This window comes from Klebsiella sp. LY, from assembly GCF_004010915.1.
In the GTDB taxonomy this organism is placed as follows: Bacteria; Pseudomonadota; Gammaproteobacteria; order Enterobacterales; family Enterobacteriaceae; genus Klebsiella; species Klebsiella quasipneumoniae.
Genome location: NZ_CP022443.1, coordinates 1 through 19,910, shown reverse-complemented (window position 1 = coordinate 19,910; position 19,910 = coordinate 1). Strand labels below are relative to the sequence as shown.

Here is a 19,910-nt window from a genome sequence, read left to right as displayed (position 1 = left end):
GCAAAAGGGGATGATAAGTTTATCACCACCGACTATTTGCAACAGTGCCCCTGGTGATACCGGTCCTGTTCTATACCGGTAAACGCAGCCCGTATCCGTATTCCACCCGCTGGCTGGATGAGTTTGACGACCCGGCGCTGGCAGGCACACTCTACAGCGGCGCTTTCCCGCTGGTTGATGTGACCGTTATTCCGGATGATGACATCGCCGGCCACCGCAGTATGGCCGCTCTGACCTTACTGCAGAAACATATTCACCAGCGCGACCTCGCTGAACTGGTTGACCGGCTGGCGCCCATTTTGCTGGCCGGCTATCTGTCTTCATCCCAGGTCATATCGCTGGTACACTATATACTCCAGGCAGGCGAGACAGCTGACGCCGAAGCCTTTGTACGCGAACTGGCACAGCGTGTGCCGCAACACGGAGACGCACTCATGACCATCGCACAACAGCTTGAGCAGAAGGGTATCCAGAAGGGGATTGAGCAGGGCATCCAGCTCGGTGAACAGCGGGGTATTGAAAAGGGCCGTTCAGAAGGTGAGCGTCAGGCCACTCTGAAAATTGCCCGTACCATGCTGCATAACGGCATTGACCGCAATACCGTTATGAAAATGACCGGCCTGACGGAAGACGACCTGGCGCAGATCCGCCACTAACCATTCTTTCCTGGCGCTCCCTGTCTGGCCATCAGCGTAAACGGGCAGGGCAGGGAGATGACCATTCAGACTCAGTCTGAACAGAGTTGTGCGAAAAAAAGCCAGCGTGAAAGGCTGGCCGGACACAATTGTGGTTCGTCAAAGGGAGCAAATCCCCGGAGTGTGGGACAGTCACAATGCATCCGGTGAGAAGACTGTAGTCGTGGACTGCAGAAATGCCACTGCTGAAATAAAAGAATTATTTCGGTACCTCAGCCACTCATCACACGGACCCGGCTCTCAGCTGCCAGGTTGCCCCACCAAAACAGGTCACACCGACCACCTGCTCCCAGGTTTCCTTCTGCTCCAGCTGCTTCTCCAGTGCATGAAAGTCCGCATGGCTGAGCACAATATCTTCCCGCTCGCCGGGCGACTCCAGAATATACCCCTCAGGTATCCGCGTGGCCGATTCAGCAGCCTGCCGTGAGGATATGCGGTAAAAGGTTTTAATGCATCCTCCGCGAGTGAGGGCATCGAGGATGATGCTTTCGGCAACGCGCATGACTGGCTCCGGTTAAAAGTGTTTCACGTCTTTGCCGGTGTGCAACTGGCGACGCTCATCATGCCGCGTAGTGCTTCCACAGACAACGGCTTTGCCTCATTGCCCCGGTGGACCATCGCATGGCAGTTCGGACAAGGAATGCTATGGTAAATATAACCTTCCCCTTACACTCATGAAGCTTATGGAAGAATTATTCACTTGTCCGATATGTAAACTCTCATTTGGCCATAAAGCTAGGTTGAGAAAGCATATAAAAAAGCATACGAAATCCCTTGAAAAGAATCTCGCTAAGGCCAACTCAACCAAAAAGGCTGAGCATGAAAAGATGCTTATTCAGGAGAGGATTGCAAGGACAGGTAGCGCTTTTAAAAATGAATCGGAGAGAAATAAGTACTTTGAAAGAAGGCGTGCTGAAAACCCCATATTTGATATCGATACGCCGATCAGAAAGGCCTCGTTTATAGTGAATGCCGGTGCCTTTGGTTTGGGTAAATCCAGAAAAAACTAGCCGTTTTTTTGGCAAAAGCAGATCTAATGGGCTTTGTTGAATAAATCGAACTTTTGCTGAGTTGAAGGATCAGATCACGCATCTTCCCGACAACGCAGACCGTTCCGTGGCAAAGCAAAAGTTCAGAATCACCAACTGGCCCACCTACAATAAAGCCCTCATCAACCGTGGCTCCATAACTTTCTGGCTGGATGATGAAGCTATTCAGGCCTGGTATGAGTCGGCAACGCCTTCATCACGGGGAAGACCTCAGCGCTATTCTGATCTCGCCATCACCACCGTTCTGGTCATTAAACGCGTGTTCAGGTTGACCCTGCGGGCTGCACAGGGTTTTATTGATTCCATTTTTACACTGATGAATGTTCCGTTGCGCTGCCCGGATTACACCAGTGTCAGCAGGCGGGCAAAGTCGGTTAATGTCAGTTTCAAAACGTTCACCCGGGGTGAAATCGCGCATCTGGTGGTTGATTCCACCGGGCTGAAGGTCTTTGGTGAAGGCGAATGGAAAGTCAAAAAGCATGGCCAGGAACGCCGTCGTATATGGCGTAAGCTGCATCTCGCCGTTGACAGTAAAACACATGAAATCATCTGCGCTGACCTGTCGCTGAACAACGTTACGGACTCAGAGGCCTTCCCCGGGTTAATCCGGCAAACCCACCGGAAAATCAGGTCAGCCGCCGCCGATGGCGCTTACGATACCCGGCTCTGTCACGATGAACTGCGGCGTAAGAAAATCAGCGCGCTTATCCCGCCCCGAAAAGGTGCGGGTTACTGGCCCGGTGAATATGCAGACCGTAACCGTGCAGTGGCTAATCAGCGAATGACCGGGAGTAATGCGCGGTGGAAATGGACAACAGATTACAACCGTCGCTCGATAGCGGAAACGGCGATGTACCGGGTAAAACAGCTGTTCGGGGGTTCACTGACGCTGCGGGTTGCGGAGGCTATGGCCCTGGTACGAGCGCTGAACAAAATGACGAAAGCAGGTATGCCTGAAAGCGTGCGTATTGCCTGAAAACACAACCCGCTACGGGGGAGACTTACCCGAAATCTGATTTATTCAACAAAGCCCGTCTTCCCTTCAAACCAGGCAAGTTTCACGTTTGTAGAACCATCATCGCAAAAAATTTTCATACCTATCTCCATTGATACTCAGTTTGAGTATTCACCTTCACCCCATAACTACTCACATTGAGTAAATACGTTCACAAACCGCAGGTAAGCACTCAAACTGCGTACTTCACCGGGTCGTTTAATTACTCAGTTTGAGTATTATATCATTTATCTTGCAGCAATCTAGCATTTAGCTAGCATAAATCTTGCCGCAAGATTGCAACGGTAAAAAGGATGCAGCAAGATTGCTGCATTCCGGATTAGTATCCCTGTTTTTCCTTATATGCCTCAACTGCTTTTTCCAGAACTTCCACCAGTTTCAACCCCTCACGCTCTGCGATATCCCTGATCTCCTGGTCGAAAGCAGGTGTGACACGTGTTGCAAATGCCAGCGTCCTGTTTGTTTTTCTGGCAGAACGGCCATCGCGGCGGGTATATGCCTCGGTCACTGTTTGTGTACCCACAGGATCATGGTGCACTGGCGATAAGTCCGCCTGCTGTATCTGTACATCAGTGGCAGCGACTGCAGGAGCTATCTCAGGCGCGTTCAGGCTGGTAGCCACTTCGTCAGGGCCTGGGGGTACACCCAGCCCACCACGGGCTCTTTTAGTTTTAAGTTTTGATGCATCAGCCATTACTCTTCTCCAATCTTATCGATGAGCGCCTGGATAAGTTCATCAGCTCTCTCGTTTAAACCTTTATAGCGTGTTTCTGTCACTGCAAGTCCTGAGTTCATCGCTTTTCTGTAAGCTGGCTTCTCAAAAAGACATCCAGCTAAAGTTTCATAACCCGCCTCACTGATATATGCACGAGCATCCAGCTCTTCCGCTTCGGTACCTACACGGCTTAAAGCAAAGACCAGTTTTGAACGTGGCACGCCTTCTTTTACCAGCGCGTTGAAAACTTTAATTGCCGGGACAAGATCGTCAAGGGAAGCCCCCGTTGGCTGGACGATAAGGTCGGCCACCTTAGCAATTTCCGAAGTCCCTTTGCTTGCACGAGCTGGTCCATCAAGAATGAGAAGATCAAACTCGCCGGCAGATTCTATGGCCTGCTTTGCTGTTGAAAATACTTCGACTGAAGCAACCGGTGGTAAACCAGCTGACAGACGTCGGCGGTGCCACTCAGCACTCGTTGCCTGTTCCAGGTCGAGGTCAGCTAATTTTGTTTTGATGCCACAGGCGGATGCTTCACGCGCTAACGCTCTCGCCTTAGTGCTTTTGCCCACACCACCTTTCTGGGAAATAAAACCAACTATCCAGGCCATCTAGCCCCCTTTACTTGCTGCTATCTTGCAGCAAACATTAGTATAAACCTGATTGAGGTTAGGAAAGTAACTCTTCCTGAACAAGATAACAGCTTGCAGCAAGATTGCAATAATCAAAAATCTAGCAGCAAGATTAAATCTTGCTATTCAGAAGACTGGAGGAATTGACAGCCGAATACTTGTGACAAGTTAACGATAACGAAAGCAGCAAGCTTTATGCAATCTTGCAGCAATAATCAATGAAAGCTCACTGAGGATTGTATCGATAAATCGGCAATATAGCGGCAAGAAAGCAGCAATCACGCAGACATCACAACATGAGCCGAGCGCTAGAAAATCACTGTCTGGAAACTACGTCATTATAAGCCCCGACGGCTGCATGAAGCATGCTATTAGAATCAGGCAGCGCTCGCCGCAGCCATGTAACCGAGCGTAGCGAGCGAACTGGCGAGGAAGCGAAGAGGAACCGTTCCGGCAGATAGTTCTTACGCTCAGCACAAGAAGAGTTTTCCATCCTCTGTGGGGAACAGGTCAACTTCGTGGACGGCCAGGGCTTCGTGAAACACCACATGTATAGGCACACACAGATAGCGTGTTCAGGGCAACAAATGTGACAATCTGCCCTCATTAATTATGTCGAACTTGCCCTCATGTCATATGACTAACTGGAAGAGGGGAAAATCTAGTGTGACAAACTACCCTCAGGATAGGGTGACAAATTGCCCTCAATTCTGGCTCCACTACCGGTTACAGCCAAAAAAACTATGAGTAAGCGCAGGATGCAAGGGAGGGAACAGCAAAACTGTGACAAATCACCCTCAACCTTCCAGATCAAATGTGACGAACCACCCTCAAATCTGTGACAGATAACCCTCAGACTATTCTGTTGTCATCGAGGTGATATCACGGAAGGAAAATACAATATGAGTCGTCTGGCGGCCTTTCTTTTTCTCGATGTAAGAGAGGCGCATAGGTGTCCGGCTATTGATCTCATCAACACTTGCCTGGAGGAAACGGCGCCGAAAATCCGGCATACGCTGATAACTTTGAGGTAGCTGGTAGCGCTCCATGATCCAGTCGATTTTCAGGGACACGACACCAGAGCCATCAGGTTTACGGTACTGACACAGGGATTCGTATAAACGCATGGCATACGGATTGGTAATCTCTTTTGTTTCACTGAGCCGGAACTGCGTAAACCGGTTCTGTAGCCCGATGAAGAAGGGAATGAGATATGGGTTGATATGTACGCTATAAAGCCCTCTGGATGGACTGTGCGCACGTTTGATAAACCAGGGAAAGGATTCATACCCTTTTTCATCGCCGGCATCCTCTTCAGGGCGATAGAAAACCACTTCCTTACCCGCAAAACCTTTTAAAGCCTGTCGTATATCCTTACTGGCTTCAGCGGAGGTCAGTCCGAATGTTTCAGCGTATTTAGCAACGTGAATTTCGCAGATACCGTCATGTTCCTGCAGGGAGCCGTCGGATTTTCTGATCTGGTCAACGAACAGATACAGCATACGCTTTTGATCCCTGGAGAGACTATATGCCGCCTCAGTCAGCTCATTTGACTGGACAATCCGCGGGCTATTTTTACGTTTTTTATGGTTTATAACCGCTATTTCCGCCATGACAGGTCCATGTGAAGTGTGACAGGTTTTAAGATTGTCACACTTTATAATACAGAGTCAACAGGGAGGGATAACTTTGTGAAAAGCAATGCTTCCTGAGGGCAATTTGTCACAGAGTTAAGGGCAACTTGTCACAGAAAGGACGGCTATTTGAGGGTGATTTGTCACACTGAAAGGGCGGTTTGTCACAGATCCCTCTCTGGAACCCGCATGGATAAAGGCCTGTGGGCATTCTAAAAATAAAGATCTAACAACTATTAAAAAAGATCTTATAAAAATATCCCCGTGGATAAGTGGATAACCCCTAGGTGAGATGATTTTTCAGGCATTGAGCGTCAGCAGAATATACAAAGTATTCTTCCCTGGTGCTTCCTCGCTCACTCGGGGCTTCGCCCTGTCGCTCGGCTGCGGCGAGCACTGCTGGCTCGAACACATCCGTGGCCGGAAGATACTAATCCCCCGAGACGCTCTCAGGTATCCACTACTGCGAGACAACCCCCACGAAGATTTCTATCGTCCCTGCAGACATACTCGAATCGTTTTTATTAACCCTGGCTCCCGTCGTGACAGAACACTACTTCGGCTTTGTTGAATAAATCGAACTTTTGCTGAGTTGAAGGATCAGATCACACATCTTCCCGACAACGCAGACCGTTCCGTGGCAAAGCAAAAGTTCAGAATCACCAACTGGCCCACCTACAATAAAGCCCTCATCAACCGTGGCTCCCTCACTTTCTGGCTGGATGATGAAGCTATTCAGGCCTGGTATGAGTCGGCAACGCCTTCATCACGGGGAAGACCTCAGCGCTATTCTGATCTCGCCATCACCACCGTTCTGGTCATTAAACGCGTGTTCAGGTTGACCCTGCGGGCTGCACAGGGTTTTATTGATTCCATTTTTACACTGATGAATGTTCCGTTGCGCTGCCCGGATTACACCAGTGTCAGCAGGCGGGCAAAGTCGGTTAATGTCAGTTTCAAAACGTTCACCCGGGGTGAAATCGCGCATCTGGTGATTGATTCCACCGGGCTGAAGGTCTTTGGTGAAGGCGAATGGAAAGTCAAAAAACACGGCCAGGAACGCCGCCGTATATGGCGAAAGTTGCATCTGGCAGTTGACAGCAAAACACATGAAATCATCTGTGCAGACCTGTCGCTGAACAACGTAACGGACTCAGAAGCCTTCCCGGGACTTATCCGACAGACGCACAGAAAAATCAGGGCAGCCGCGGCAGACGGGGCTTACGACACCCGGCTCTGTCACGATGAACTGCGGCGTAAGAAAATCAGCGCGCTTATCCCTCCCCGAAAAGGTGCAGGTTACTGGCCCGGTGAATATGCAGACCGTAACCGTGCAGTGGCTAATCAGCGAATGACCGGGAGTAATGCGCGGTGGAAATGGACAACGGAATATAACCGTCGCTCGATAGCGGAAACGGCAATGTACAGAATGAAGCAGTTGTTGGGAGATTCACTGACGCTGCGTGACTACGATGGTCAGGTAGCGGAAGCTATGGCCCTGGTACGAGCGCTGAACAAAATGACGAAAGCAGGTATGCCTGAAAGCGTACGTATTGCCTGAAAACACAACCCGCTACGGGGGAGACTTACCCGAAATCTGATTTATTCAACAAAGCCAGGAAGAAGATAAGAATTATTGCATTTAAAGCCATAATCTTCACTGCCAGTGGCATTCATGAAGGCATAGTGAAATAAAATGGCAACATAACGAAATCCTCATTATTATAAGGGAAATGTTCTCATTATAAAGGATCGTCTGTGAAAGGTTCAGAATGGAATAAATGGGATTTACATATTCACAGTCCGATGACGTGGCAGGCCAATGGTTACTCCGACCAGTGTGATATAGAGCGCTATGTACATCTACTCGGAGAAAAGCAACTTTCTCTTGTCGCCGTGACCAACTATTTTTATTTCCGGCAGAATGAGCTGGAAACGATCAGGGAAGAGATTGCCCGTCAGGGTCTCAATATAACCGTGCTGGGAAATGTGGAATTCCGCCTTGATCAACAGAACAAGGCCGGGGATTTTATTAATGTCCATATCCTTTTTTCAGATAAGGTGAGCACCGAACGTATTAACGAAGCCCTAGCCCGTTTTCCGCTCCGGTTAACAGACGGCGACAGAAAGGCCATTTACTGCTGTGAAAAGAGCGTCATGGAAAGTGGCCATGGTGTGGATACCATTGTGGTGGCGTTCAGTGCACTGCTTGAGCATCTCAGTTCCGCATTCCGCCCGTTCAGGGATTACCTAGTGGCCGTCTGTCCGAACGGGTATGGCGGTTATCGACCCGACGCAAATGGGCGCTCTGCGGCAATCGCAACCGAGATCGACCGTCAGGGACATATTATTTTCGGCGGAAAGGGCGATCGTGAATTTTTTATGAAAACGAATCGTTATGACGATGCTGGCGTCAAACCCGTCTTCCTCTGCTCCGATGCACACCGGGTGGAGGATATCGGCAGCCGTTACACTTGGGTAAAGGCGCTTCCGACTTTCGAGGGGCTTCGCCAAGCGTTACTGGAGCCTGAAGGCCGACTGAGGCTCGGGGATGAGTGGCTGACTGAGCTCACGCCAAAAGCGCATTTCAGTCAGATCGATATTGAAGGGACGATTTTCGATGGCCAGGAAATCAGCTTCAGGAAGCTGTCCATCCCCCTTAGTCAGGATATGGTGGCGATTATTGGCGGCCGGGGCACAGGTAAAAGCCTGCTGCTTGATGCGCTCCGTTCCCGCTTTGCCGGTACCGCGGCACGGGGAAGCGAGCAACGTGAAGTGAATGTTCAGTATCTAAGTATTGAATTGGATAAAGCCAATGGTGAGAAGATACGATTTGATGCCCGTTCAGAAGGGTATGAGTATCTGCATGTGTCTCAGGGGGAAATCAAAAAACTCTGCCAGGAGCCGGGGCTCATCAGTGATGAGATCAAGAAAATGCTGAGGCTGACACCGGTTCATGAGGAGGGTGATACGGCCACACAACTGGCAGAAAACCTCAGCGCCTGGGGTGCCTGGCGTGAATTCAGTTTGTACAGGAATGAGCATTCAGAGCCGGTGAATACGCGTGAGTTTCAGCAGCAGATCATCAGAGGCGCTCAGGAAAAAATTGAGGTTCTCACAAGTGACCGCAATAAGGCATTGATTGAGACGTTTCGTGAAAACAGCCGGCGCCAGACATTGCTGGTTCAGATGCGGGATAAATTAACAGGTGTGCGTGCGGACATTGCGACGGCCGAACATAACCTGAATGCCAGCATAGCGGCTATTAATGCTGACTCTACCGCTCAAGAAGCGATCCCGCTCGTAGATCTGTCAGCACAGACAGAGGCTGTTGCGCGCAGGCTTCTATCCGTGCAGGAGCAGACGGCACAGTTCGGGCGTGATAACGACGAGATTATTGGCGCTTTCCGTGAGCAGGGACTGGGACAGGACATCACAGGGTTGCTGGAAAAAGTACATGAATATCAGCGTCAAACGGAGCTTGCGGAAACGCATTTGCGTGAAATAGCGCGGCGAGAGACACAGTACCAGACCGGACTGGAACAACGCGCCAAGGTTGCGGCTGAATTCATGGATGGATTGCTGTCCAGACAGGGTGTGATCGATACGGCTTTCGCGTCGCTAACCAAAAAACCACATCTGACGCAGGACCAGCAGGCCCTGATAAAAGACATTCTTACGGATATCCGCATTTATGGACAGCCACACTTTGATATAAAGGCCTTTTATGATGGAATGCTCAGTTGTCTGAACCGAGGACGATTCAGGGCTAGCGGGGAGCTGACCTCTGTTGACAGGCTTCGGGAGGTGTTCAGGGTCAGCGGTATTGATGAGTTTCGGGCACTGCAGGCAAATGAACCAATGCTGGTTCTGCCGGAATTTTCGGACAAAAAACTGACCGTCGAAGAGTTCTTCTGGCGTGATGAATATTTTAACAGTCAGGGACCGGATTCACTACTCAGTTATCTGTTCAGTCCGGAGCAGATCCAGCGCTATCTGAACGTCAGGGCGGAATTTGAATACAAAGGCAAAACGGTCGAAAAACTGTCAGCCGGTCAACGGGGGACCTTCTATGTCTGCCTTAAACTGGCGACGGACGCCTTCGGATCGCCATTTGTATTCGATCAGCCAGAAGATGACCTAGACAATGACTTCATCATGCACAGTCTGGTACCTCTCTTCAGAAAAATAAAACAGTACAGGCAGGTCATTATCGTGACGCATAACGCCAACCTGGTGGTGAACTGTGATGCTGAGCAGGTCATCATCGCCACTAATAATGATGAAGTCATCAGTTACCGTAGCGGGGCGCTTGAATACGGAGATCATGATGCGTCAAACAGCATGCGCAAGGCAATATGCGATGTGCTTGAGGGAGGCCGTCAGGCGTTCGAAGCCCGTGAGCAAAAATACGGCATGTTGTGGCTTAAAGCCATCTAAGGGGTCTGAGGGCCAATGGAGCGGAAACGTACGTTAAGGATTTAATTCATTGTTTAAATTAAAATTTAATGTCATCGGATCGCCGTTTAAAATATTATCCGATAGCGTGAAGCAGCTGTTCGGTGGTTCACTGACGCTGCGGGACTAGGATGGACAGGTTGCAAAGGCTCTGGCCATGATACGTGCGCTGAGCATAATGACGAAGGCAGGAATGCCAGAAAGCGAGCGTATTGCCTGACATCAGCAACCGGCTATGGGGATGCTTATCCCAAATCTGATTTATTCCACAAAACCTTTCAGGGGTTGTGTAGGGTACAGGCTCGGAACCCCAAAAACGCGATAACCACCCATTGGGTGGTTATCGCAAACGCTGTCTGCTTTTGGCTCATCATCACCTGACCTAAGGGAGAAGCAAATCCATGAGGTCACTCAAACAGCGATGAGTGAGTCGCAGTGAAGCCACACTGCTATGGCTTCACCACTGTGATCTGTAAAAAGGCCATCAGGCGCTTTTTTCCAGCTCTTTAGCTTCCCGTAACGTGTCCATTGAAATGAACATTGGGATTGTATCGTTGGCAGAGACCTCTTCACGCGTAGCTTCAAAATCGAAGCTTTCGTAAAAAGCCCTTGCACCAACTTTAGCATCAAGGTAAACCCCTTTAATGCCCTTCACAAATGCAGCGCTCTCGACGCAGTAATCGAGAATAGCGCGCAACAACTCTTCACCCCAGCCCTGCCTTTGGTATTGCTTATCGATGGCAATCATTGGGATTTTCATCACCGCAAACACAGGTGGTACCGAATATGGGAATGTTCCATCAGGAACTTCATCGCGGCCCAACTGATACAAAGAGGCCGTCACAAACCCTACAACTTTATCGCCTTTAAGAAGCAATAACCCGTGGATGTTGTCACGGCCACACTGGCGCTTTAACTGCTGTAAATAACCATTCAGCACTTTTTCGCCACAATCGAACTGCTTAATCCCGGTGATTTCTACATCGGAATCAGCCTTTATTACGCGGAACTGCTCATTAGTAATCTCGGACATACCTTGTTTCCCTTGTCATTAGCGCACGGAGTTTCTCTCCCGGCTGACGAGGTGAATTAATGATGTCGTTTAGATGATTCCACTCCTGTTCGCTGAGCACTCGCATTCGCTGTTCATCTAGCGCCTGCTGAGCTGCGCGTGTAGCAGCCATCAAAATAAACGCACTCATATCCACCCCAACCAGCGAGGCTGCTTCTTTCAACTTCTCTTTTATGTCGGCACTGGTTCTCAGCTCGACACGTGTGTCTTTGGCTCCAGCCAAAGCCAAGCTTGCGGAACCACCAGTCACATTGGTGTTTCTCATCATGTATTCTCCACGAACAATTTTTTTATTAAAAAATTCAGTTATATACCTCCATAATTAATGATCATCGTAAATTTCCTTTTGTGTTGGTTTCCATAAGAAGACGTATGGCTCTACTGTTTCCATTCATCTGACTGTTACATCTTATGTGATTGATATTTAAATGATTTTCACGTGACTGTTTGATTGACTCATTACCAGCTGAATTAATAGAAGTCGCTTTGATAGACATAGAATTTCCTTTTATAGTAGATGACATGAATAAGTATATATGATTGATATTTAAGTAATTTAATCGTGTTTTTATTGAATTTAAATTTTTAGCTAACTTTCTTTAGCTACCCACATAGTTTTGCATGCTTCGTAACCAGTGTCAACTCAAGCCGTACTCTGTACGTACAATATGTCCGGGTGTTGTACGGGTGCCGTTTAGGCTCTGTCGCATTAAGGCTGCGTCAGATAACATGCTGTTTTTTTGTAATGTTGCCGATAGTTACAGTTAATGTCTCTGATCCGAAATACCTTCAAACGTCTGCACGATCCCGTCGACGTTATTGCTCAGTGTGTCCGCTGGTATCTGGTTTACTCACTGAGTCTGCGTGATCTCGAAGAGATGATCGCGGAACGTGGTCTTCATGTTGACCACTCCACGCTTCACCGCTGAGTTATCCGTCTGGTACCATTGTTGGATACTGTGTTTCGTCGGCATAAACGGGCGGGGCACTGTTGCAAATAGTCGGTGGTGATAAACTTATCATCCCCTTTTGCTGATGGAGCTGCACATGAACCCATTCAAAGGCCGGCATTTTCAGCGTGACATCATTCTGTGGGCCGTACGCTGGTACTGCAAATACGGCATCAGTTACCGTGAGCTGCAGGAGATGCTGGCTGAACGCGGAGTGAATGTCGATCACTCCACGATTTACCGCTGGGTTCAGCGTTATGCGCCTGAAATGGAAAAACGGCTGCGCTGGTACTGGCGTAACCCTTCCGATCTTTGCCCGTGGCACATGGATGAAACCTACGTGAAGGTCAATGGCCGCTGGGCGTATCTGTACCGGGCCGTCGACAGCCGGGGCCGCACTGTCGATTTTTATCTCTCCTCCCGTCGTAACAGCAAAGCTGCATACCGGTTTCTGGGTAAAATCCTCAACAACGTGAAGAAGTGGCAGATCCCGCGATTCATCAACACGGATAAAGCGCCCGCCTATGGTCGCGCGCTTGCTCTGCTCAAACGCGAAGGCCAGTGCCCGTCTGACGTTGAACACCGACAGATTAAGTACCGGAACAACGTGATTGAATGCGATCATGGCAAACTGAAACGGATAATCGGCGCCACGCTGGGATTTAAATCCATGAAGACGGCTTACGCCACCATCAAAGGTATTGAGGTGATGCGTGCACTACGCAAAGGCCAGGCCTCAGCATTTTATTATGGTGATCCCCTGGGCGAAATGCGCCTGGTAAGCAGAGTTTTTGAAATGTAAGGCCTTTGAATAAGACAAAAGGCTGCCTCATCGCTAACTTTGCAACAGTGCCGCTGAAATACTGGCGGAGGTCATCCTCAACGAACGAGCCGGATTCCAGTTTCAGCGTGCTGAGGTCGCAGATGGCCTGCAGCTCAGCGGGCAAATGCAACTTCATAAAATCCCGGGCAATATCCGGCTGCGTCAGGAACTGCCTGAACGTGGCATCGTGGGGTGTGGGGGTGCTGTTTTTCTTCATCATCAGCCCTGGCTCTGAAAAATGACCCGGGTATGCTATCACAGGCAGGAGCAGCACATAATGGCCAGTCAGATGATGATGTATTTCTTTCCCGTAAGGCCGCTCAGTCTATATTCTTGCATATCAATCATTCAGGATGCCGGACAACTCACGTTTGCGAACAGAGAGATCGTTATTTGTTAGCGCTGGGAGCAGACCCGAATTACTGTCATTTTAGAAACGCCCGCCAGGCGAGCTGTTTCTCGCAGCGATTTTCCATTGACCAGGCGCAGAGTGCGTATCAGTTCATGTTTCTGCGCATCGGCCACCCTGCCCCGGTATTTTCCTTCAGCTTTCGCCTTACTGATACCCTCTGACTGTCGACGTCGACGGTCTTCGTAATCTTTTCGGGCAATAGCGGCCAGCATATCCAGCATCATGCCATTTACGGCCTTCAGCATGCTTCGGGTAAAGTCATCACTTACTGTGCTGGATAGCGCCAGATGGCTGGTCGGTAGATCAAGACTGACGATGGCCAGCTGCTTGTCTGTAATTTGCTTTCTGAGTGTCTCCCAGCCTGCATCATCCAGGCGAGTGAGCCTGTCGACCTGTTCAATGAGAATCACATCACCAGGTTCCGCATCACCAAGAAGCCTGATCAGTTCAGGACGATTCATTGTCGTACCGGAGACATTATCGATATACCAGCCAGCAATACGGTGTCCATGTTGGTTTGCAAACGCCTTCAGTGCATTTTTTGCCCGGCTGGCATCCTGCTCTGAAGTGGATGCCCGGAGGTAACCAAAAACGAACATTTTTTGTCCTAGTGGTAACATTTAAGTGGTACTGTTCATCATGGTATCACTTAAGTGGTAACAATAAAACTACCCGATACCTCTTGAGGTGGTACATATGAACTATACCCTAATGTGACATATTGGCGAGTGGTCTAGGATTGGTTAATAAAAAAGCCAGGGAATCCTGGCTCTTGGGTGAGCTGGTTGTTAGAAGAACCAGCGAATTAACTCTAAAAGCACAATGAGCGCTTTCAGAGCCTGGATGACTTTTGTAAGAGTCTCCATTTTCTCTCCTTTTCTGGAGAGTAGAACACCGAATGAACCCTTCCACTCTGTCATTCGGTTTTTAATCTTTAATGTCAGTTAAAGATAGTTCCACTCAGGTAATGGTACTGACTCAGCACCACCTGTTAGTCAGCCAGAGTCTAATCAATGTGTTAGCTGGCTCTTGTAAATCAGATTGATCAGAGTAAAGAGTGGGGGGTATCATTCAACCGTCAGTTAAAGATAGTTCCATTCCAGATCTGAGTACCAGCTTAGTTTTGGATGTAAAAAAGCCCGATCACCAGTCGGGCTTTTTTACATCTAAACCCGCTTGAAGCCTTATCATCCGCTGCCTTGACCCCAATTATGGGTTAATTTATTACTGTAACGCATTCCTAATAATCGCGATTTATTGATCTAGAACAAAGTAAAAATGTCAGAGTACAAGTGAAGGGCGCTTGCGCTAAATGTAAATTTATACGATTAAAAAAAGATCATTTTTACTACTAACAATTATTCTTGTTCTTAGTCATTCATCTGAAAGGTAATGCTTCCAAATGGCTTTGTTGAATAAATCGAACTTTTGCTGAGTTGAAGGATCAGATCACGCATCCTCCCGACAACACAGACCATTCCGTGGCAAAGCAAAAGTTCAGAATCACCAACTGGGTCCACCTACAACAAAGCTCTCATCAACCGTGGCTCCCTCACTTTCTGGCTGGATGATGGGGCGATTCAGGCCTGGTATGAGTCGGCAACGCCTTCATCACGAGGAAGGCCCCAGCGCTATTCTGATCTCGCCATCACCACCGTTCTGGTGATTAAAACGCGTATTCCGGCTGACCCTGCGGGCTGCGCAGGGTTTTATTGATTCCATTTTTGCCCTGATGAACGTTCCGTTGCGCTGCCCGGATTACACCAGTGTCAGTAAGCGGGCAAAGTCGGTTAATGTCAGTTTCAAAACGTCCACCCGGGGTGAAATCGCACACCTGGTGATTGATACCACCGGGCTGAAGGTCTTTGGTGAAGGCGAATGGAAAGTCAGAAAGCACGGCAAAGAGCGCCGTCGTATCTGGCGAAAGTTGCATCTTGCTGTTGACAGCAACACACATGAAGTTGTCTGTGCAGACCTGTCGCTGAATAACGTCACGGACTCAGAAGCCTTCCCGGGACTTATCCGACAGACGCACAGAAAAATCAGGGCAGCCGCGGCAGACGGGGCTTACGACACCCGGCTCTGTCACGATGAACTGCGGCGTAAGAAAATCAGCGCGCTTATCCCTCCCCGAAAAGGTGCAGGTTACTGGCCCGGTGAATATGCAGACCGTAACCGTGCAGTGGCTAATCAGCGAATGACCGGGAGTAATGCGCGGTGGAAATGGACAACGGAATATAACCGTCGCTCGATAGCGGAAACGGCAATGTACAGAATGAAGCAGTTGTTGGGAGATTCACTGACGCTGCGTGACTACGATGGTCAGGTAGCGGAAGCTATGGCCCTGGTACGAGCGTTGAACAGGATGACAAAGGCTGGGATGCCAGAAAGCGTGCGTATTGCCTGAAAATCCAGCCAGCTACAGGGTCGTTCGCACGAAATCTTATTTATTCAACAAAGCCGATTACCACCTGAAACCAGGTCTATATAGGCCAAAAGTTCATCTGATACTTTTGCGGTTATTGTGGCATTCAGTCCTCACTTTGTGCATTTTTTAAACGAAAAAAAGGGTGTCTAATACGGTGAAATCATAGTATTACCAAAGTAATAAATAAAAAATGTTTTAAATCAGTAAGTTAGATTAGATTTGTAATACTGGGTATACCGCAGCATGGCTAAATTTGGTTTTTTTGATTTTAAATCAGTGATATAGCGTGATTTATCACGCTGCGTTAGGTGTATAGCAGGTTAAGGGATAAAAAATCATCTTTTTTGGTAGGGAGATCTCCGTAGGTTAAGGGTCATTTGGCTAAAAAGCGTCCTATTCTTTGATGGTCATGCTTGCATGACCATCTGAGCAACCAAAAACTACAGATAAACTACAAAAAACGTTTTGCCTTAGTGTTGGTAGACTACAAATAGACTACAAGAAAAACTACAAAGAAACTACAAAAAACGTGACAGACTACAAAGAGACTACAAGAAAACTACAGATAAACTACAAAACTCGATTGACCCTTCTTACGAGTGTTGTAGAGTCATTTTCATACAACGGGGGGTTATGAATAAACCAGCAGATCTGAAACCCCGCAACTTATCGGCTGCTGTCAGATTGCGCCTAAATGAAATCGAGAACTGGCTGGACAGAGGGCTAACGCGGCATGAAATTGCTGAAATCCTCGACAGCGAATACAGCTTTTCGGTAACAGCCAAAGGGCTTGAGATGGCACTGTATAGAACGCGGCAAAACCGAAAAAATGTATTACACAATACACATGATAAGAGTAGCGCGAAGGGTGCAGCGGAAAGTGTATTGCACAATACACAACCGTCTGAGCCTGAAGCGCAGGAAAGTGAAAAAGCAGAGAGTCCCGGCATTATTGATAAAGAATTCTTCAATAAAATCGGTGAGGATTTCAACCCTAAGAAGTTCAACAAAAAAATTCTGAGGTGATTTATGAAAGTAGCGGTAATTAATTACAGTGGCAGTGTTGGTAAAACCTTAATTTCATCTTACCTGTTAGCCCCGCGCCTGACTGGTGCAAAGTTCTATGCGGTAGAGACTATCAACCAGTCTGCTTCCGATCTGGGTATTGAAAATGTGACCAGTTTTAAAGGTGACGACTTCTCACGTTTGATTGAGGGGTAATGACTCCAACTTACTGGTAGTGTTTTATGTTCAGATAATGTCCAATGACTTTGTCATGCAGTTCTCCCTTCAGGCGTGATTCATAAAGCGGCCAGTCATCCGTCATCCATACCACGACCTCAAAGGCCGACAGCAGGCCCGGAAGACGTTCCAGCGTGGCCAGCGTGCGTTCACCGAATACGTGCGCCACAACCGTCCTCCGTATCCTGTCATACGCGTAAAACACCAGGAGAGCATGAAAAACCTCGGGGCAGCCATCGAATGATGCCATCTACAGGGGTTAAAATAACCACCATCATTTCATAACAATACCTGCTGACTATGAAGATCTACGTCATCAAAATAGCAGTTCATGGAGTCAGTCCGATGGTCTGGCGTCGGCTGAGAATTGCTGCCGACACGTCACTGGCCGCGCTTCACTTCATTTTCCAGATAGTGCAGGGCTGGGGGGACGACCATCTCCATCAATTTCACATTTATGGCAAAGATTACGGTATCTCCTACGAAGGAGGCATCGGTTTTGTCGATAATCCGTTCCGGGTCGTGATTGATGATTTTGCTTTTGATGCTGGCGATCGCTTTACCTATGAATACAATTTCTTTGAGCACTGGCTTCATGACATTCGTGTTGAGGCCATTTATGAAAACTCTACGCTGAAAGCGCCGTTTTGTATAAGCGGCCATGGTATGCCCGGAGCCACAGCTGCGGATGAGTTCGATAAAACCCTGGCGTTTCTTGAAGCTATCGTTAATGCGGATGATGAAACAACGGTCGGCGAGATCCCCCTTTTGCTGACGACCTGGATGCTGTCAGGTTCAACCGCCACAAAATCAACCGGCAACTGAGCAGGCTCGACCTTGCATCTCCGGTACTGGAGCCTGAAGTTATCTGGCTGGGCCGTCGTCGCTGACTGATGTCTATAAAGGTATACGTTTTCAGCATGCCTCTCAGATCCCGAAAAATGTCTATAAACCTCCCTAAATCAGTGTTTATGGATTATTCTTTAAATCTCTATGATGTTTAAAGACCTTCCGGAGGTTTTGCGTGCAATATGCCTACATCAGGGTAAGCTCGGCCGATCAGAATACGGCCCGTCAGGAAGAGGCATTGTCAAAGGCGGGTTTTCAGCCTGATAAAATTTGTGTTGAGCATGCCAGCGCGAAGGACACAAACCGCCCGGGGTTACAGGAACTCCTGGGGCAATTACGCCCTGGTGATACGCTTCTGGTTCATTCCATCGATCGCCTTTGCCGGAATATGTCGGATATGTGCGCTGTCACCACCCGGCTTCGTGACCAGGGCGTTACCCTTATTTTTCTGAAAGAGCAGCTGACGTTCAGCGCCGGCACAAACAATCCGATGCAGGAACTGCAGCTGCACATGATGTCGGCATTCAGCCAGTTTGAACGAGCCTTACTGAAGGAAAGGCAGGCCGACGGCATCGCCGCGAAAAAAGCACGGGGTGAAAAAACAGGGCGCCCCGGCGCCGATATCAAAAAGATCCAGAAATTGACGCACTCAGAAGCAGAGGGTCAGGCTCAGGATCGCCTGCGACCATGCGGCCTTGGCGTTTCCACATATTATAAGCTTCGTCACCAGATGAACAACCAGTAGCCGGGAGATAGTCATCCACCACAGCAGGAGCAATGATGCAACTGACGCTCCAGATAGTCATCACCGATGAATCAGGCTCCAGTCGAACGGAGGAACTGATGACAATCCAGAAATCAGGGGAGACCCGGAACGACATCGGATTATCGGTGTCAGAATCCAAGCTGTGCTGAATACGGTCCAGCAGTCGGTGGTCCAGCTGCAGGCAGACGAATATACTCAAACCATATCCGGTGCCCTCCACTGCCTTGCTGCGCGCAGAATCAAAGGCAAACAGAAAATACCGTACCGGACGCTGTTGGCGTTATTCCGGTATCCGGGCTTCGGTGTACCGGTGCCGTTGTGAAGAGAGTGATACAAAGACAGTCAGTTTGCTCAGCGACTGGGCCGGCGATTATTCTCACCCGGCACTGAAATATATTGAAACCCGCTGGGCCTCGATGATCTCCTATGAAATGACGACTCGTCTGCTGAAAGATATTCTGCCGGTGGGCCACAGCCTGAAATGCCTCAACGGTGAGGAATCATTTATGCCAGGTGGCGCAGCGTCTTGACGCTGAGGCTGAAGCTCATTCAGGTTTTCTTTCCGGCTGCCCCCGCGACTGGGGAACCTGCCCAGGCCAGGAAAACCGCTTGTGGTGGTATAGATGGTGGTTATGTTCGCGATCGGGATGACAAAAAGCGTTAATTTTGAAAATTATTGCCGGGAAGTCTTTTCCGTTGGTGCGCCTGCTGACACCCGCCGCTTCGGTTTTGTTCAGAAGGATGACTGTCATCCGGAACGCAGGCTCATGACCCACCTTTCAGCGCAGGGAATGCAGGCCAACCAGCAGATATTTTTTCTGTCCGACGGCGCGGATAATCTCAGGGACCTCCAGTTCGGTATGTACCCTGAGTCAACGCATGTGCTGGACTGGTTTCATATCACCATGAGGCTGAAGGTGCTCATGCAATATGCCCGGGGACTGCTGGTATCAGATCCAGAGGCGGGGAGTAAAGTTCTGGCACTGCTGGAAAGCATTAAACGATATCTCTGGCATGGCAATGTTGTCTGCGCTGGAACATATTGATAATTGCGTTATGTATTGCGATGACCCTGAACTCAGCTATCCTAGCCTGAAATCCCTGCAAAAACATCTGGATGAAATGTATACCTACATCCGGAATAATAAGATGATGATCCCAAACTACGGC

General features: G+C 48.8%; 19 protein-coding genes and 6 pseudogenes. 15 read left to right on the top strand and 10 right to left on the bottom strand.

What is annotated here, in order from left to right; translation table 11 throughout:
* Positions 1–44: 44 nt before the first annotated feature.
* Positions 45–656 (top strand): annotated as a pseudogene (locus CE636_RS02620) (Rpn family recombination-promoting nuclease/putative transposase); the annotation flags it as partial.
* A gap of 262 nt (positions 657–918) precedes the next feature.
* Here CE636_RS02620 and CE636_RS02615 read toward each other — a convergent pair.
* Positions 919–1,197 (bottom strand): hypothetical protein, encoded by a 279-nt coding sequence (locus CE636_RS02615; protein ID WP_017900922.1) that lies wholly within the window; start codon positions 1,195–1,197, stop codon positions 919–921.
* 181 nt (positions 1,198–1,378) lie between these two features.
* Between CE636_RS02615 and CE636_RS02610 the strand changes: the two genes are divergently transcribed.
* Both CE636_RS02610 and CE636_RS02605 read left to right on the top strand, forming a co-directional pair.
* Positions 1,379–1,705, top strand: a complete 327-nt coding sequence (locus CE636_RS02610) for a C2H2-type zinc finger protein (protein ID WP_004201125.1) — start codon at positions 1,379–1,381, stop codon at positions 1,703–1,705.
* A 61-nt stretch (positions 1,706–1,766) separates the two neighbouring features.
* Complete coding sequence (locus CE636_RS02605) at positions 1,767–2,720, top strand: IS5 family transposase (protein ID WP_074469027.1); 954 nt, start codon at positions 1,767–1,769, stop codon at positions 2,718–2,720.
* A gap of 41 nt (positions 2,721–2,761) precedes the next feature.
* Here CE636_RS02605 and parM read toward each other — a convergent pair whose 3' ends face one another.
* The 4 genes from parM to repE form a co-directional block, all read right to left on the bottom strand.
* A complete protein-coding gene (gene parM / locus CE636_RS02600; protein ID WP_223621988.1) occupies positions 2,762–2,839 on the bottom strand; it encodes a plasmid segregation protein ParM domain-containing protein in 78 nt (25 codons plus the stop codon).
* A 239-nt stretch (positions 2,840–3,078) separates the two neighbouring features.
* The gene (locus CE636_RS02595; RefSeq protein WP_017901448.1) at positions 3,079–3,453 is read right to left on the bottom strand and encodes a hypothetical protein; all 375 of its coding nucleotides are present in this window, start codon (positions 3,451–3,453) and stop codon (positions 3,079–3,081) included.
* The gene (locus tag CE636_RS02590) at positions 3,453–4,085 is read right to left on the bottom strand and encodes a ParA family protein (protein WP_017901447.1); all 633 of its coding nucleotides are present in this window, start codon (positions 4,083–4,085) and stop codon (positions 3,453–3,455) included. The genes CE636_RS02595 and CE636_RS02590 overlap by 1 nt, the downstream gene beginning before the upstream one ends.
* Positions 4,086–4,963: 878 nt before the next feature.
* Entirely contained in the window at positions 4,964–5,719 is a 756-nt protein-coding gene (gene repE, locus CE636_RS02580; protein WP_001568031.1) for a replication initiation protein RepE, read from the bottom strand.
* 613 nt (positions 5,720–6,332) lie between these two features.
* Here repE and CE636_RS02575 point away from each other — a divergent pair.
* From CE636_RS02575 to CE636_RS02565, 3 genes and pseudogenes are all read left to right on the top strand, one after another.
* Entirely contained in the window at positions 6,333–7,301 is a 969-nt protein-coding gene (locus CE636_RS02575; protein WP_074469028.1) for an IS5 family transposase, read from the top strand.
* A 197-nt stretch (positions 7,302–7,498) separates the two neighbouring features.
* Positions 7,499–10,180: a TrlF family AAA-like ATPase gene (locus CE636_RS02570; RefSeq protein WP_025999276.1), complete on the top strand. Its 2,682-nt coding sequence runs from the start codon at positions 7,499–7,501 to the stop codon at positions 10,178–10,180.
* A 106-nt stretch (positions 10,181–10,286) separates the two neighbouring features.
* Positions 10,287–10,418 (top strand): annotated as a pseudogene (locus tag CE636_RS02565) (IS5/IS1182 family transposase); the annotation flags it as partial.
* 264 nt (positions 10,419–10,682) lie between these two features.
* Here the strand turns inward: CE636_RS02565 and CE636_RS02560 are convergent.
* Together CE636_RS02560 and CE636_RS02555 are read right to left on the bottom strand one after the other, a co-directional pair.
* Positions 10,683–11,231 (bottom strand): GNAT family N-acetyltransferase, encoded by a 549-nt coding sequence (locus tag CE636_RS02560; protein ID WP_017900604.1) that lies wholly within the window; start codon positions 11,229–11,231, stop codon positions 10,683–10,685.
* The gene (locus CE636_RS02555; protein WP_017900603.1) at positions 11,215–11,538 is read right to left on the bottom strand and encodes a DUF1778 domain-containing protein; all 324 of its coding nucleotides are present in this window, start codon (positions 11,536–11,538) and stop codon (positions 11,215–11,217) included. Before CE636_RS02555 ends, CE636_RS02560 begins: the two co-directional genes overlap by 17 nt.
* Positions 11,539–12,037: 499 nt before the next feature.
* Here CE636_RS02555 and CE636_RS02550 point away from each other — a divergent pair.
* Positions 12,038–12,196: pseudogene (locus CE636_RS02550) on the top strand (IS6 family transposase); the annotation flags it as partial.
* 121 nt (positions 12,197–12,317) lie between these two features.
* A complete protein-coding gene (locus CE636_RS02545; RefSeq protein ID WP_032492056.1) occupies positions 12,318–13,022 on the top strand; it encodes an IS6-like element IS26 family transposase in 705 nt (234 codons plus the stop codon).
* A gap of 34 nt (positions 13,023–13,056) precedes the next feature.
* Here the strand turns inward: CE636_RS02545 and CE636_RS02540 are convergent.
* Positions 13,057–13,263, bottom strand: a pseudogene (locus CE636_RS02540) (Rpn family recombination-promoting nuclease/putative transposase); the annotation flags it as partial.
* Between the two features lie 176 nt (positions 13,264–13,439).
* Positions 13,440–14,054 carry a recombinase family protein gene (locus tag CE636_RS02535; protein ID WP_127837806.1) on the bottom strand — a complete coding sequence of 205 codons (615 nt, stop codon included), beginning with the start codon at positions 14,052–14,054 and terminating at the stop codon, positions 13,440–13,442.
* Positions 14,055–14,891: 837 nt separating this feature from the next.
* Here CE636_RS02535 and CE636_RS02530 point away from each other — a divergent pair.
* The 3 genes and pseudogenes from CE636_RS02530 to CE636_RS02520 all read left to right on the top strand — a co-directional run bounded on the left by CE636_RS02530 (position 14,892) and on the right by CE636_RS02520 (position 17,104).
* Positions 14,892–15,862 (top strand): annotated as a pseudogene (locus CE636_RS02530) (IS5 family transposase).
* Between the two features lie 654 nt (positions 15,863–16,516).
* A complete protein-coding gene (gene stbA, locus CE636_RS02525; RefSeq protein WP_127837805.1) occupies positions 16,517–16,909 on the top strand; it encodes a plasmid stabilization protein StbA in 393 nt (130 codons plus the stop codon).
* 3 nt (positions 16,910–16,912) lie between these two features.
* A complete protein-coding gene (locus tag CE636_RS02520; protein WP_001515192.1) occupies positions 16,913–17,104 on the top strand; it encodes a hypothetical protein in 192 nt (63 codons plus the stop codon).
* Between the two features lie 10 nt (positions 17,105–17,114).
* Here CE636_RS02520 and CE636_RS02515 read toward each other — a convergent pair.
* Positions 17,115–17,330: pseudogene (locus CE636_RS02515) on the bottom strand (IS1 family transposase); the annotation flags it as partial.
* A 140-nt stretch (positions 17,331–17,470) separates the two neighbouring features.
* Here CE636_RS02515 and CE636_RS02510 point away from each other — a divergent pair.
* From CE636_RS02510 to CE636_RS29315, 4 genes are all read left to right on the top strand, one after another.
* Positions 17,471–17,950 (top strand): plasmid pRiA4b ORF-3 family protein, encoded by a 480-nt coding sequence (locus CE636_RS02510; protein WP_265937431.1) that lies wholly within the window; start codon positions 17,471–17,473, stop codon positions 17,948–17,950.
* Positions 17,951–18,149: 199 nt separating this feature from the next.
* Positions 18,150–18,719, top strand: a complete 570-nt coding sequence (locus CE636_RS02505; protein WP_228258406.1) for a recombinase family protein — start codon at positions 18,150–18,152, stop codon at positions 18,717–18,719.
* A 368-nt stretch (positions 18,720–19,087) separates the two neighbouring features.
* On the top strand, positions 19,088–19,270 hold the full coding sequence (locus CE636_RS29320; protein ID WP_228258405.1) for a hypothetical protein: 183 nt from the start codon (positions 19,088–19,090) through the stop codon (positions 19,268–19,270).
* Positions 19,271–19,363: 93 nt separating this feature from the next.
* The gene (locus tag CE636_RS29315; RefSeq protein ID WP_228258404.1) at positions 19,364–19,786 is read left to right on the top strand and encodes a hypothetical protein; all 423 of its coding nucleotides are present in this window, start codon (positions 19,364–19,366) and stop codon (positions 19,784–19,786) included.
* Positions 19,787–19,910: the final 124 nt, after the last annotated feature.

What these genes read in the sequence shown, in the direction of transcription:
- repE (WP_001568031.1), bottom strand. Translation starts at nt 5,719, where the DNA reads ATGGCGGAAATAGCGGTTATAAACCATAAAAAACGTAAAAATAGCCCG.
- CE636_RS02560 (WP_017900604.1), bottom strand. Translation starts at nt 11,231, where the DNA reads ATGTCCGAGATTACTAATGAGCAGTTCCGCGTAATAAAGGCTGATTCC.
- parM (WP_223621988.1), bottom strand. Translation starts at nt 2,839, where the DNA reads ATGAAAATTTTTTGCGATGATGGTTCTACAAACGTGAAACTTGCCTGG.
- stbA (WP_127837805.1), top strand. Translation starts at nt 16,517, where the DNA reads ATGAATAAACCAGCAGATCTGAAACCCCGCAACTTATCGGCTGCTGTC.
- CE636_RS02590 (WP_017901447.1), bottom strand. Translation starts at nt 4,085, where the DNA reads ATGGCCTGGATAGTTGGTTTTATTTCCCAGAAAGGTGGTGTGGGCAAA.
- CE636_RS02555 (WP_017900603.1), bottom strand. Translation starts at nt 11,538, where the DNA reads ATGATGAGAAACACCAATGTGACTGGTGGTTCCGCAAGCTTGGCTTTG.
- CE636_RS02595 (WP_017901448.1), bottom strand. Translation starts at nt 3,453, where the DNA reads ATGGCTGATGCATCAAAACTTAAAACTAAAAGAGCCCGTGGTGGGCTG.
- CE636_RS02520 (WP_001515192.1), top strand. Translation starts at nt 16,913, where the DNA reads ATGAAAGTAGCGGTAATTAATTACAGTGGCAGTGTTGGTAAAACCTTA.
- CE636_RS02510 (WP_265937431.1), top strand. Translation starts at nt 17,471, where the DNA reads ATGGTCTGGCGTCGGCTGAGAATTGCTGCCGACACGTCACTGGCCGCG.
- CE636_RS02610 (WP_004201125.1), top strand. Translation starts at nt 1,379, where the DNA reads ATGGAAGAATTATTCACTTGTCCGATATGTAAACTCTCATTTGGCCAT.
- CE636_RS02615 (WP_017900922.1), bottom strand. Translation starts at nt 1,197, where the DNA reads ATGCGCGTTGCCGAAAGCATCATCCTCGATGCCCTCACTCGCGGAGGA.
- CE636_RS02535 (WP_127837806.1), bottom strand. Translation starts at nt 14,054, where the DNA reads ATGTTCGTTTTTGGTTACCTCCGGGCATCCACTTCAGAGCAGGATGCC.
- CE636_RS29315 (WP_228258404.1), top strand. Translation starts at nt 19,364, where the DNA reads ATGGTGGTTATGTTCGCGATCGGGATGACAAAAAGCGTTAATTTTGAA.
- CE636_RS02545 (WP_032492056.1), top strand. Translation starts at nt 12,318, where the DNA reads ATGAACCCATTCAAAGGCCGGCATTTTCAGCGTGACATCATTCTGTGG.